Annotated in this window: 12 protein-coding genes; 10 read left to right on the top strand and 2 right to left on the bottom strand. The window is 55.7% G+C overall.

The features are described 5' to 3' along the window. Nucleotides 1-210: 210 nt before the first annotated feature. The 4 genes from rhaS (at nucleotide 211) to yiiM (ending at nucleotide 3481) form a co-directional block, all read left to right on the top strand. Nucleotides 211-1047: an HTH-type transcriptional activator RhaS gene (gene rhaS, locus RTM13_RS18400; RefSeq protein ID WP_312213977.1), complete on the top strand. Its 837-nt coding sequence runs from the start codon at nucleotides 211-213 to the stop codon at nucleotides 1045-1047. A gap of 80 nt (nucleotides 1048-1127) precedes the next feature. Beyond that, nucleotides 1128-1982, top strand: a complete 855-nt coding sequence (gene rhaR / locus RTM13_RS18395) for an HTH-type transcriptional activator RhaR (protein ID WP_312213975.1) — start codon at nucleotides 1128-1130, stop codon at nucleotides 1980-1982. A 127-nt stretch (nucleotides 1983-2109) separates the two neighbouring features. Further along, nucleotides 2110-2730 (top strand): superoxide dismutase [Mn], encoded by a 621-nt coding sequence (sodA, locus tag RTM13_RS18390; protein ID WP_312213973.1) that lies wholly within the window; start codon nucleotides 2110-2112, stop codon nucleotides 2728-2730. 70 nt (nucleotides 2731-2800) lie between these two features. Further along, a complete protein-coding gene (gene yiiM, locus RTM13_RS18385; RefSeq protein WP_312213972.1) occupies nucleotides 2801-3481 on the top strand; it encodes a 6-hydroxyaminopurine reductase in 681 nt (226 codons plus the stop codon). 68 nt (nucleotides 3482-3549) lie between these two features. Here yiiM and cpxA read toward each other — a convergent pair whose 3' ends face one another. Both cpxA and cpxR read right to left on the bottom strand, forming a co-directional pair. Continuing rightward, complete coding sequence (gene cpxA, locus RTM13_RS18380) at nucleotides 3550-4923, bottom strand: envelope stress sensor histidine kinase CpxA (protein WP_312213970.1); 1374 nt, start codon at nucleotides 4921-4923, stop codon at nucleotides 3550-3552. Further along, nucleotides 4920-5618, bottom strand: coding sequence for an envelope stress response regulator transcription factor CpxR (gene cpxR / locus RTM13_RS18375; RefSeq protein ID WP_042394556.1), 699 nt, complete (start codon nucleotides 5616-5618; stop codon nucleotides 4920-4922). The genes cpxA and cpxR overlap by 4 nt, the downstream gene beginning before the upstream one ends. A 150-nt stretch (nucleotides 5619-5768) precedes the next feature. Here cpxR and cpxP point away from each other — a divergent pair, with 150 nt between their 5' ends. The 6 genes from cpxP (at nucleotide 5769) to RTM13_RS18345 (ending at nucleotide 12630) form a co-directional block, all read left to right on the top strand. Continuing rightward, entirely contained in the window at nucleotides 5769-6266 is a 498-nt protein-coding gene (gene cpxP, locus RTM13_RS18370; RefSeq protein WP_312213968.1) for a cell-envelope stress modulator CpxP, read from the top strand. Between the two features lie 177 nt (nucleotides 6267-6443). Further along, complete coding sequence (gene fieF, locus RTM13_RS18365) at nucleotides 6444-7325, top strand: CDF family cation-efflux transporter FieF (RefSeq protein WP_312213966.1); 882 nt, start codon at nucleotides 6444-6446, stop codon at nucleotides 7323-7325. Between the two features lie 201 nt (nucleotides 7326-7526). Next, the gene (gene pfkA / locus RTM13_RS18360; RefSeq protein WP_312213964.1) at nucleotides 7527-8489 is read left to right on the top strand and encodes a 6-phosphofructokinase; all 963 of its coding nucleotides are present in this window, start codon (nucleotides 7527-7529) and stop codon (nucleotides 8487-8489) included. Nucleotides 8490-8634: 145 nt separating this feature from the next. Beyond that, nucleotides 8635-9624 carry a sulfate ABC transporter substrate-binding protein gene (locus tag RTM13_RS18355; RefSeq protein WP_312213962.1) on the top strand — a complete coding sequence of 330 codons (990 nt, stop codon included), beginning with the start codon at nucleotides 8635-8637 and terminating at the stop codon, nucleotides 9622-9624. Between the two features lie 103 nt (nucleotides 9625-9727). Then, the gene (locus RTM13_RS18350) at nucleotides 9728-11032 is read left to right on the top strand and encodes an SLC13 family permease (protein ID WP_312213961.1); all 1305 of its coding nucleotides are present in this window, start codon (nucleotides 9728-9730) and stop codon (nucleotides 11030-11032) included. Between the two features lie 125 nt (nucleotides 11033-11157). After that, on the top strand, nucleotides 11158-12630 hold the full coding sequence (locus RTM13_RS18345; RefSeq protein ID WP_312213960.1) for a DASS family sodium-coupled anion symporter: 1473 nt from the start codon (nucleotides 11158-11160) through the stop codon (nucleotides 12628-12630).

Below are 12630 nucleotides of genomic sequence, written 5' to 3'. Positions count from 1 at the left end.
GCAAGAAAGCAAAGATGAACGTGATAGCGTTCACAGTTCCCGGCAATGACGCCTCTCGCAGCGGATGTGACGCCAACCGCATTTCCCGATCTTTCCCACCGTTTCTTAAAAAAGCGACCGGGTTTGCGCGCTTTGGCGTCAAAAATTCAAGGTGGGATTGTCAGCCCTTCATTACTATTTTCGGCATGTTCTCCATTTCAGGAAGCCATCATGACCGTACTACACAGCGTGGATTTTTTTCCGTCAGGTAAAACGCCTGTGGCTATCGAGCCGCGCCTTCCCCAGTCAGCGTTTCCTGAACATCACCATGATTTCCATGAGATTGTTATTGTTGAGCATGGCACGGGCATTCACGTCTTTAACGGCCAGCCCTACTCCATTAGCGGGGGCAGCGTCTGCTTTATACGCGACCATGACAGGCATCTTTACGAGCATACGGATAATCTCTGTCTGACTAACGTGCTCTACCGCTCGCCAGAGGCTTTTCAGTTTTTAGCGGGTTTGAACCAGCTGCTGCCTCAGGAGCAGGACGGCCACTATGCCTCCCACTGGCGGGTTAATCAGGGGGCGCTACAGCAGGTGCGACAGATTGTCAGCCAGATGGAGCAGAGCAGCGAGGAGGAGGGGACCGCAGCCCTTGCCAGCCGGGAGATGCTGTTTATGCAGCTATTAGTACTATTGCGTAAAAGCAGCCTTGAGGAGGGAGCCGTTAATAACGATGCCCGTCTGAACCAGATGATGGCATGGCTGGAGGATCACTTTGCGGATGAGGTCTGCTGGGACTCCCTTGCCAACCGTTTTTCGCTCTCCCTGCGTACGCTGCACCGCCAGCTGAAGCAGCATACGGGCATGACGCCACAGCGCTACCTCAACCGTCTGCGTTTGATTAAGGCCCGCCACCTGCTGCGCCACAGCGACGAGAGCGTTACCGATATCGCGTTTCGCTGCGGTTTCGGCGACAGCAATCACTTTTCGACGCTTTTTCGCCGCGAGTTTAGCTGGTCACCACGGGATATCCGCCAGGGTCGGGACACGCCGCTGCAATAGCCGTAAACGAGAAGGCAATCACCGTTTTTTTGCCAGAAAACAGCTAAATATAGAAGGTTGAAGGCTGTTGAGGTGACGCTGTGGCAGGTCAGTTAATTCTGCGGAGAGATGATTTTTTTGCCAGGCCTGGGCAGGCGGTCGCGGTGGCCGATCGCTATCCGCAGAACGTCTTTGCTGAGCACTCTCACGAGTTTAACGAGCTGGTGCTGGTCTGGCGCGGCAACGGCCTGCATATCCTTAACGATCGTCCTTACCGCATAACCCGGGGCGATCTCTTCTATATCCGCGCCGAGGACCGTCACGCCTACGCCTCGGTAAACGATCTGGTGCTGCAAAACATCATCTACTGCCCGGAGCGGCTGACGCTTAACCTTGACTGGGCCGCGCATATTCCAGGCCTGAACGGCGGGGAGCCGATACCCTACTGGCGCATTGGCAGCAGCGGCATGGCTCAGGCGCGGCAGGTAATTAGCCAGCTGGAGCACGAGAGCGCAAAAACCGATCCGCTCTCCGATCCGCTGGCAGAAACCCTGTTTGCCCAGCTCGTCTTAACCCTCAAACGCCATCGCTACGCTACTGACAACCTCTCGGCGACCAGCAGCGAAGCGTTGCTGGATAAGCTCATCACGGCCCTGGCCAGCAGCCTCAACCGTGCATTTTTTCTTGAGCAATTTTGCGAGCAAAATCAGTGCAGTGAGCGTACACTACGTCAGCAGTTCCGTACTCAGACCGGCATGACAATTAATCACTATCTGCGCCAGCTGCGCATCTGCCATGCCCAGTATCTGTTGCAGCATACCGAGCTGATGATCGGTGAGATTGCAACACGCTGTGGTTTTGAAGACAGCAACTATTTTTCCGTGGTTTTTACCCGTGAAACCGGCGTGACGCCTAGTCAATGGCGGCACCGCAGCAGGGCGCTCACGAGTACATAACAAAAGGTTATAACCATATAAAAACTACGGCATTGATAAACATTTTCAATATCACTTAATTAACTATAATGAACCAACTGCTTACGCGGCATTAACAATCGCCGCCCGACAATTAATGGAGATGATTATGAGTTACACACTGCCATCACTGCCGTACGCTTATGATGCACTGGAACCGCACTTCGATAAGCAGACGATGGAAATCCATCACACTAAACATCACCAGACCTACGTTAACAACGCCAACGCCGCGCTGGAAAGCCTGCCGGAGCTGGCTAACCTGCCGGTAGAAGAGCTGATCGCCAAACTGGATCAGGTTCCGGCTGACAAGAAAACCGTACTGCGCAACAACGCAGGCGGCCACGCCAACCACAGCCTGTTCTGGAAAGGCCTGAAAACCGGCACGACCCTGCAGGGCGAACTGAAATCCGCTATCGAGCGCGACTTCGGCTCCGTTGAGAAATTCAAAGAAGAGTTCGAGAAAGCAGCAGCAACCCGCTTTGGCTCCGGCTGGGCATGGCTGGTACTGAAAGGCGACAAACTGGCTGTTGTCTCTACCGCGAACCAGGATAGCCCACTGATGGGTGAAGCTGTTTCTGGCGCATCCGGCTTCCCGATCCTGGGTCTGGACGTGTGGGAGCACGCTTACTACCTGAAATACCAGAACAAACGCCCGGACTACATCAAGGCATTCTGGGAAGTTGTAAACTGGGACGAAGCTGCTGCCCGTTTCGCTGCTAAAAAATAAGGTTGCATTGCTTCCGGTGAAAAGCGAGTCTGATGACTCGCTTTTTTTGTATCGGGGGTAAGGCGCTGCAATGCACCATCAGGTTAACGTTTTTACAGGCAAAGTAAGGGATTACGAAGGCAGTCGGCCAAGCGCCATCGCCAAGGTGCAGGTTAACGGCGAACTGACGCTAACCGAGCTGGGGCTTGCGGGCGACCAACAGGCGGAGAAGAAGATCCACGGCGGGCCGGATCGCGCCCTGTGCCACTATCCGCGCGAGCATTATCGCCACTGGGCAAACGCGTTTCCTGAGCAGGCGGAGCTCTTTGTCGCTCCAGCGTTTGGCGAGAACCTCTCTACCGAGGGGCTGACCGAGCAGAACGTCTACATCGGGGATATCTTTCGCTGGGGTGAGGCGCTGATTCAGGTCACCCAGCCGCGCTCGCCCTGCTTCAAAGTTAACTACCATTTTGCCATCCACGATCTCTCCTCTCTGATGCAGGAGAGCGGCCGCACGGGCTGGCTCTACCGGGTGATTGCCCCCGGCAGCGTCTCCGGTGATGCGCCCCTTGAGCTGGTGTCCCGCTGTAGCGAGGTGAGCGTCCACGAGGCGGCGGCCATCGCCTGGCATCTGCCGTTTGACGACGAGCAGTATCATCGTCTGCTCTCTGCCGCCGGTCTCTCGGTGAGCTGGGCCAGAACCATGCAGAAACGACGCCTTAGCGGCAAAATTGAGAGCTTTGCGCCCAGACTATGGGGCAGGAAAGCGTAGGCCGGGGTTGCCCGGCCTTGATATTATGTACGTTGATACTATGTACGTTGATACTATGTACGTTGAGACTAGGAACGCTTATGCAGCGGTAGCCAGATGGTTAAGCGTAAGCCGCCCAGCGGGCTATCGTCTGCTTTAACCCAGCCGCGATGTTGCTGAATAGCCGTCTCAACAATCGCCAGCCCCAGCCCGGTGCCGCCAGATTCACGGTCGCGTGCCTCATCAGTACGGTAGAACGGACGGAAAATTTGCTCGCGATCTTCCGCACTAACGCCCGGACCGTCATCATCAACGTTAACCGTTACGCCCTCTTTATCCACCGCAAAACTCACCTCAATCTTCGTATGCGAGTAGCGCAGGGCGTTACGCACGATATTCTCCAGCGCGCTCTCCAGCGCATTTGGGTTACCGTACAGCGGCCATGGCCCCGGCGGGAAGTTGACGGTAAGCGACTTGCCCATCTGCTCGGCTTCAAACGCGGCGTTATCCAGCACGTCTTTCCACAGGTGATTAGCCTTAACGGTCTCGCTCACCAGCGCATTTTTTTGCTGGTTGCGCGACATCACCAGCAGATCGTTGATCATGCTGTCGAGACGCTGCGCCTCGGTCTCAATACGGGCCAGCTCTTTGCTCTCACCGCTGCGGCGGCGCAGCAGGGCAGTGCCCAACTGTAGACGCGTCAGCGGCGTGCGCAGCTCGTGGGAGATATCAGAGAGCAGGCGCTGCTGGGTGGTCATCATCCGCTCAAGGGCGCTTACCATCTGGTTAAAGCTGGCCCCGGCAGCAAGAAACTCCTGCGGCCCGGCTTCCAGCTCTGGATGCTGGCGCAGGTTGCCCTGAGCGACCTCGTCCGCCGCGTTTTTTAGCTTACGCGCCGGTTTGGCCAGGCTCCACGCCAGCCACAGCAGCAGCGGGGAGCTGATCAACATGGTGACAATCAGCAGCAGGAGCGGCCGGTCAAACAGCAGGTTGATAAAATCGGACTGCGAATTACTTGCAGGACGGATGAGGTAGAGCTGGTAGTTATCTTCCCCGTCGCGGATGGAAAACGGCCCTACCAGCTCTACCCGTCCATACTTCTTCTTCTGCGGATGGTCGGAGTTATCCGCCTGACCAATAAAGTTACGAATGATCTGCATTTCGCTACGTTCAGCGCCGATCACCCGGCCTTCGCTGGTCACCAGCAGCAGACGCTGCCCCGGCGGAGCCCATTTATCAATCGCGCGAAACAGCCGCCGCCACCACATCAGATCGTTTGGCGGATCGAGGGCCAGCTCCGCCTCAACGTGCTGCTCAATCATAATGCCCTGGCGCTGCTCGCTATCCAGCAGCTCCGTCATTTGCCGGGAGTCCAGCTTGGGCACCATTAACACCAGCATCAGCACCAGTGCCAGCGTCAGCCAAAAAATAGCAAAGATGCGTGCCGTCAAACTTCCTATCATGAAGCCGCAACCATCAGATAGCCGCGTCCGCGTAGCGTTTTAAACCATGGATGACCATCTTTACGCTCCGGCAGCTTACGGCGCAGGTTAGAGATATGCATATCGATCGCACGATCGAACGGCGTCAGGCGTTTACCCAACACTTCCTGGCTAAGGTGTTCCCTGGAGACCACCTGGCCCAGATGCTGCGCCAGCAGGTAGAGCAGGGTGAACTCGGTGCCGGTCAGCTCCAGCGACTGGCCATCAAAGCTGGCCTCCTGACGGCCCGGATTGAGGCTAAGGGCGTCCACTTCCAGGGTCGGTGAGCCGTTATCGCTGTTCTGCTGCTGCTCGCTCCAGTGGGAACGGCGCAGGATCGCGCGTATACGGGCCACCAGCTCGCGATCGTTAAAGGGTTTAGGCAGATAGTCGTCCGCGCCCAGCTCAAGGCCGAGAACGCGATCCAGCTCGCTACCGCGCGCCGTCAGCATAATGACGGGGGTCTGGTGTGTCTGTCGTAGCTCTTTAAGAGTATCGATACCATTCTTCTTTGGCATCATTACGTCGAGCAAAAGCAGATCGATGCTGTCGTCCAGGAGGTCGAGCGCCTGCTCCCCATCATGGGCAACCTGCACATTGAAGCCTTCCATGTCGAGCAGCTCCTTTAAAAGGGAAGTAAGCTCTCGGTCATCGTCAACTAACAAAATTTTATTCATTATTTAAATACCTCCGAGGCAGAAATTACGTCATCAAGGCTCGCTAATCCATGACTTTACGTTGTTTTACACCCCCTGACGCTAGTTTGCAGCCTGAATCGTAGACTGAGTTCAGTTGATTGGCGACACAAACAATTTTGGGAGCAAGTGATGCGCATTGTTACCGCTGCCGTCATGGCCTCAACGCTGGCGTTAAGTACTGTTGGCCACGCAGCTGAAGTCGTAACAGGCGATAACTGGCACGCATCTGAAGAGCTTGCGCCGCGCAGCACTCAGAGCCACATGTTTGACGGCATCAGTTTAACTGAGCAACAGCGCCAGCAACTGCGTGATTTGATGCAGCAGGCGAGGCATAAGCTGCCCCCTGTTAATGTTAGCGAAATCGAGGCGATGCACGACCTTGTGACCGCAGAAAATTTTGATGAAAACGCCGTGCGTGCTCAGGCAGAAAAAATGGCGCAGGAGCAGGTTGCTCGCCAGGTCGAAATGGCCCGGGTCCGCAACCAGATGTATCACCTGCTCACGCCAGAGCAACAGGCGGTTTTACATGACAAGCACCAACAGCGGATCGACCAGCTGCGCGACGTTGCAAAATTGCAGCAGGGCTCTCCGCTAACGTTATCGAGTAGCAGTACCGGTAGTAAGTAGTAACCAGTAACAACCCTGTTTTCCTTGCCATAGACACCATCCCTGTCTTCCCCCTCATGATGAGGGGGTTTTTTTTGCCCTTAATCTCCTCACAGCGTGTTAAACAGCCCCGTTTTTTGTCACATTGCCTGATTTATCATCCGTTATACTACCTGCTGTGTCCGGGCAGGAGTGCGTATGAATCAAATGTATGGACGGCTAGTAAGCCGGGCAGCTATTGCCGCAACGGTAATGGCCTCGTTGCTGCTGGTAATTAAAATTTTTGCGTGGTGGTACACCGGATCGGTGAGCGTGCTGGCGGCGCTGGTGGATTCGCTGGTAGATATCGCCGCCTCGCTGACCAACCTGCTGGTGGTGCGCTATTCGCTACAGCCAGCAGATGATGAGCACACCTTCGGACACGGCAAGGCCGAGTCGCTGGCGGCGCTGGCGCAGAGCATGTTTATCTCCGGCTCAGCGCTGTTTCTCTTTTTAACCGGCATTCAGCATCTTGCCCGCCCGGAGCCGATGAACGCGCCGCAGATTGGCATCATCGTGACCCTGGTTGCTCTGGTATGTACTGTGATCCTCGTCACTTTTCAGCGCTGGGTGGTACGAAAAACGCAAAGCCAGGCCGTGCGCGCCGATATGCTTCATTATCAGTCTGATGTTATGATGAATAGCGCTATTCTCGTCGCGCTGGGCCTGTCCTGGTATGGCTGGCACCGAGCGGATGCGCTCTTTGCGCTAGGTATCGGGGCGTATATCCTCTACAGCGCACTGCGCATGGGGTATGAAGCGGTTCAGTCGCTGCTGGATCGCGCCCTGCCCGATGAGGAGCGGCAGGAAATTATCGCTATCGTTACCCGTTGGCCTGGCGTCAGTGGGGCACACGATCTTCGCACGCGGCAGTCAGGGCCGACCCGCTTTATTCAGATTCATTTGGAAATGGACGATAACCTCCCGCTTGTTCAGGCGCACCTGGTCGCTGAGCAGGTCGAAGAGGCAATTTTGCGCCGTTTTCCGGGTTCAGATGTGATAATTCATCAGGACCCCTGTTCCGTGGTACCCCAGGGATGAGTCTCCTGCGTAGAGACCCGATTACAAGGTGTAAAAAAGTGAGCCAGACCAGCATTTTGTGTATAAATTACCGCCATTTGGTCTGACCTGAATCAATTCAGCCATGAGAGATTGATATACTATGCGCAGCATAGCTATTCACTCCCCAGGGCGTCGCTTCGGGCAAGAATTTATTTTGCATTCCTAAGTTCAGAGGTAGTCATGATTAAGAAAATCGGTGTGTTGACAAGTGGCGGTGATGCGCCTGGCATGAACGCTGCAATTCGTGGCGTAGTCCGGGCCGCATTGACTGAAGGTCTGGAAGTCTGCGGCATTTACGATGGCTATCTAGGCCTGTATGAAGACCGTATGGTGCAGCTCGACCGCTATAGCGTCTCCGACATGATCAACCGTGGCGGCACGTTCCTTGGCTCTGCTCGCTTCCCGGAGTTCCGTGAAGAGCACGTCCGCGCAGTGGCTATCGAAAACATGAAAAAACGCGGCATCGACGCGCTGGTGGTCATCGGCGGCGACGGCTCCTATATGGGGGCAAAACGCCTGACCGAGATGGGCTTCCCGTGTATTGGCCTGCCGGGCACCATCGATAACGACGTTGCCGGTACCGACTACACCATCGGCTACTTTACCGCGCTGCATACCGTCGTTGAAGCGATCGACCGCCTGCGCGATACCTCCTCTTCCCACCAGCGCATCTCCATCGTTGAAGTAATGGGCCGCTACTGTGGCGATCTGACCCTGGCGGCGGCTATTGCCGGTGGTTGTGAGTTTATCGTCCTGCCGGAAGTTGAGTTTAACCGTGAAGATCTGGTGAGCGAAATCAAGGCTGGGATTGCGAAGGGTAAAAAGCACGCTATCGTTGCCATTACCGAGCATATCTGCGATATCGACGAGCTGGCGAAGTACATCGAATCTGAAACCCAGCGTGAAACCCGTGCCACCGTTCTCGGCCACATCCAGCGCGGCGGCTCTCCGGTTCCTTACGACCGTATTCTGGCCTCCCGTATGGGTGCCTACGCCATTGAACTGCTGCTGCAGGGCCACGGCGGCCGCTGCGTCGGTATTCAGAACGAGAAGATGGTGCATCATGACATCATCGACGCTATCGAAAATATGAAGCGTCCGTTCAAAGGCGACTGGCTGGACTGCGCTAAGAAGCTTTACTGATTCACTATGCTCCCTCCCCAACCGGGGAGGGACGCTCGCTTTATTCCCCTACGTTATAGCCAATCTTTTTTTATTCTTTAATCATTCATTCGCTTTCTGGCACGCTGACTCCATCACAACACAACTCAACATAAGAGAGTGAGCGATGAACAAATGGGGTGTAGGGTTAACTTTGCTGCTGGCCTCCGGCAGCGTTCTGGCAAAGGACATTCAGCTTTTAAACGTCTCTTACGATCCAACGCGTGAGCTGTACGAGCAGTACAACAAAGCATTTAGCGCACACTGGAAGCAGGAGACCGGTGATAACGTGACTGTTCGCCAGTCGCACGGCGGCTCAGGCAAACAGGCTACCTCCGTCATCAACGGTATTGAAGCCGACGTGGTGACCCTGGCGCTGGCCTATGACGTTGACGCCATTGCCGAGCGTGGACGCATTGATAAAAACTGGATCAAACGTCTGCCGGATAACTCCGCGCCCTATACCTCCACCATCGTTTTCCTGGTGCGTAAAGGCAACCCAAAACAGATCCACGACTGGAACGATCTGATTAAGCCGGGCGTCTCGGTGATCACGCCGAACCCGAAAAGTTCCGGCGGTGCACGCTGGAACTACCTGGCGGCGTGGGGTTATGCTCTGCACCACAACAACAATGACCAGGCTAAAGCGCAGGAGTTCGTGAAATCGCTGTTCAAGAACGTGGAAGTGCTGGACTCCGGCGCACGTGGGGCGACCAATACCTTCGTTGAGCGCGGCATCGGTGACGTGTTGATCGCCTGGGAGAACGAGGCGCTGCTGGCCACCAACGAGCTGGGCAAAGACAAGTTTGAAATTGTCACCCCAAGCGAATCTATTCTCGCCGAGCCGACCGTCTCCGTGGTTGACAAAGTGGTTGATAAAAAAGAGACCAAATCCGTAGCCGAAGCCTATCTGAAGTATCTCTACTCCCCGGAAGGGCAGGAGATTGCGGCGAAAAACTTCTACCGCCCGCGTAACCCGGACGTGGCAAAGAAATATGACAGCGAGTTCCCGAAACTTAAGCTGTTCACTATTGATGATGAGTTTGGCGGCTGGACAAAAGCTCAGAAAGACCACTTCTCTAACGGTGGCACCTTCGACCAAATCAGCAAGCGTTAAGACTAACGGCCCTGTGGGGCCGTTTTTTTTGCCCCACTATTAATGGCGTTTACTGAACCTGCCTGCCGCCGTAGACTCGGTGAAAAAATAGCAGGAGACAGGCATGTCACTCTGGTTAACGCACCCTCTGTTCCTTCCCTCGCTGATTATCGGCATCACCATCGTGCTGTGGGCTGCCTCTCTGCTGCCGGAATTTATTACCGCGTTACTCTTCTTTGCCGCCGCGATGGTAGCCAAAATCGCACCGGCGGAGGTTATCTTCGGCGGCTTTGCCTCGTCGGCGTTTTGGCTGGTCTTTAGCGGCTTCGTGCTGGGCGTGGCGATCCGCAAAACCGGGTTGGCGGACCGGGCGGCGAGGGCGATCTCGGCGAAACTGACTGATTCGTGGCTGCTGATGGTGGGTAGCGTCGTGCTGCTGAGCTACGCCCTGGCCTTTGTCATGCCGTCGAACATGGGACGCATCGCCCTGCTGATGCCCATTGTTGCCGCGATGGCGGCGCGCGCCGGGATCCACGAGGGGTCACGGGCGTGGTTTGGCCTGGCGCTGGCGGTGGGTTTTGGTACTTTTCAGCTCTCTGCTACCATCCTGCCGGCTAACGTGCCGAACCTGGTGATGAGCGGCGCGGCGGAAGGGGCCTTTGGTATCCATCTCAACTATGTGCCCTATCTGCTGCTGCACACCCCGGTGCTGGGCATGTTGAAGGGGCTGATCCTGATTGCGCTCATCTGCTGGCTCTTTCCTGGCAAACCCCACGCGGCACGCGATCTCGAACCTGTTACGCCAATGAGCCGAGATGAGAAGCGGCTTGCCTGGATGCTGGCAGTCGTACTTATCCTGTGGGTGACAGAGAGCTGGCATGGCATTGGCCCGGCCTGGACCGGGCTGGCGGCGGCCTGCGTCACGCTACTGCCGCGTATCGGCTTTATTAACGGGGAGGAGTTCTCCAAAGGGGTGAACATCCGGACCTGTATCTACGTGGCGGGGATTTTAGGCCTGGCGATCACGGTGACGCAAACCGGCATTGGCCGCGCCGTAGGCGACGCGCTGTTGCATATAATGCCGCTCGATCCACAAAACCCATTTACCAGCTTCCTGGCCCTGACCGGGATTACCACCGCGCTTAACTTTATTATGACCGCCAACGGTGTTCCGGCACTCTATACCACCCTGGCCCAGAGCTTTTCTGATGCTACCGGGTTCCCGCTACTGTCGGTGATTATGATTCAGGTGCTGGGGTATTCAACGCCGCTGCTGCCGTACCAGGCCTCGCCCATCGTGGTGGCGATGGCGTTAGGCAAGGTGCCTGCACGGGCGGGGATGCTGCTCTGTCTGGCGCTGGCGGTGGCAACGTATCTGGTGCTGCTGCCGCTGGATTATCTGTGGTATCAGGTATTGGGAAAACTCTAATCCTCTTCTGCGAAAGTCGGTCTCTTAATCCTTAAATTTTGTGAGGTAATAGAGGGATTTATCCTTGGTGATGCTGGTTAATACCACGGCGCGCATCTGCGCGCTGAACATTCAAGGATGGATTTATGGACAATTTAACCCCGGTACGATGTTGGCCCGCCATCATTGCTATTGCTATCACTCTGACCATCTCGTTTGTTATTCCTGTACCTGCCGATGTGACGCCTGCGGCGTGGCAGCTGCTGGCGCTGTTTATCGGTACCATTGCGGCGATCATCGGTAAAGCCATGCCCATTGGCGCTATTGCCATAGTGGCGATTATGCTGGTGGCGATGACCGGCGTGACCCACCCCGGTAAACCTGCGGCGGCGCTTAGCGATGCGCTGAGCGGCTTCTCTAACCAACTGATCTGGCTGATTGGCCTGTCGATTATGCTTTCGCAAAGTTTGCTTAAAACGGGTCTGGGAGCGCGTATCGGCTACGGATTTATTGCCTTGTTTGGCAAGCGGACAATGGGGATCGCCTGGGCCTTAACCCTGGCGGAAACGCTGATTGCACCGGTGACGCCAAGCAATACTGCACGCGGCGGCGGCATTATCCATCCTGTTATGCGGGCAATTGCAGAGAGCCTTGGCTCTCAGCCCGGCGACAGTGAAAACGGCTCGACGGGGCGTTATCTGGCGTTGGTGAATTACAACATTAACCCCATCACGTCTGCGATGTTCATCACTGCAACTGCGCCAAACCCGTTGATTGTTAGCTTTTTAACCAAAGGTAGCGATGGCGTACTGAATATGACCTGGGGGATGTGGGCCATCGCCGCCCTGCTTCCGGCAGTCATATCGCTAATTGTCATGCCGATCGTTATCTGGTGGATCTATCCGCCTGCGATAACGCGCACGCCAGACGCGCCACGTTTTGCCCGGCAAAAGCTGGATGCGCTTGGTCCCCTATCCCTCGCCGAGAAGATTACCCTGGCGGTCTTCATTTTACTGCTTTGCCTGTGGGCTGATGTGCCAGCCATGATAATGGGGAGCAGCTGGAGCGTGAACCCAACCAGCGCAGCGCTAATCGGCCTGTCCATTCTTTTACTCACTGGGGTATTAAGCTGGGAGGATATTCTTAAGTGCCGCGGGGCCTGGGATACCATCGTTTGGTTCGCCGCATTGGTTATGATGGCAGAGTTTCTGAGCAAGCTGGGGCTTGTGAGCTGGCTGGCGACGAGCGTTGGCAGCGCTATCAGTCACTTAGGCCTGCACTGGAGCATCGCGACGCTGCTTCTGATCCTTATCTACCTCTATTCTCACTACTTTTTCGCCAGCACCACCGCGCATATTACCGCCATGTTTGCCGCTTTCTTTGCTGCGGGGCTGGGATTGGGCGCGCCGCCTGCGCTGCTTGGTTTAATGCTCGGTTTTTCTTCGTCGCTGATGATGTCGCTGACGCACTATGGAACGGGCACGGCACCCATTATTTTTGGTTCCGGCTACGTTACGCTTGCGGAGTGGTGGAAAACGGGGCTGGTGATGTCGGTGATCAACCTGCTGATTTGGGGCGTTACCGGTGCCTTCTGGTGGCACTGGTTAGGATACTGGTAA

This window comes from Pseudescherichia sp. (genome assembly GCF_031979925.1).
Lineage (GTDB): Bacteria > Pseudomonadota > Gammaproteobacteria > Enterobacterales > Enterobacteriaceae > Pseudescherichia.
The sequence above is the reverse complement of the archived record's forward strand: the minus strand, read 5'-3'. Positions and strand labels throughout refer to the sequence as shown.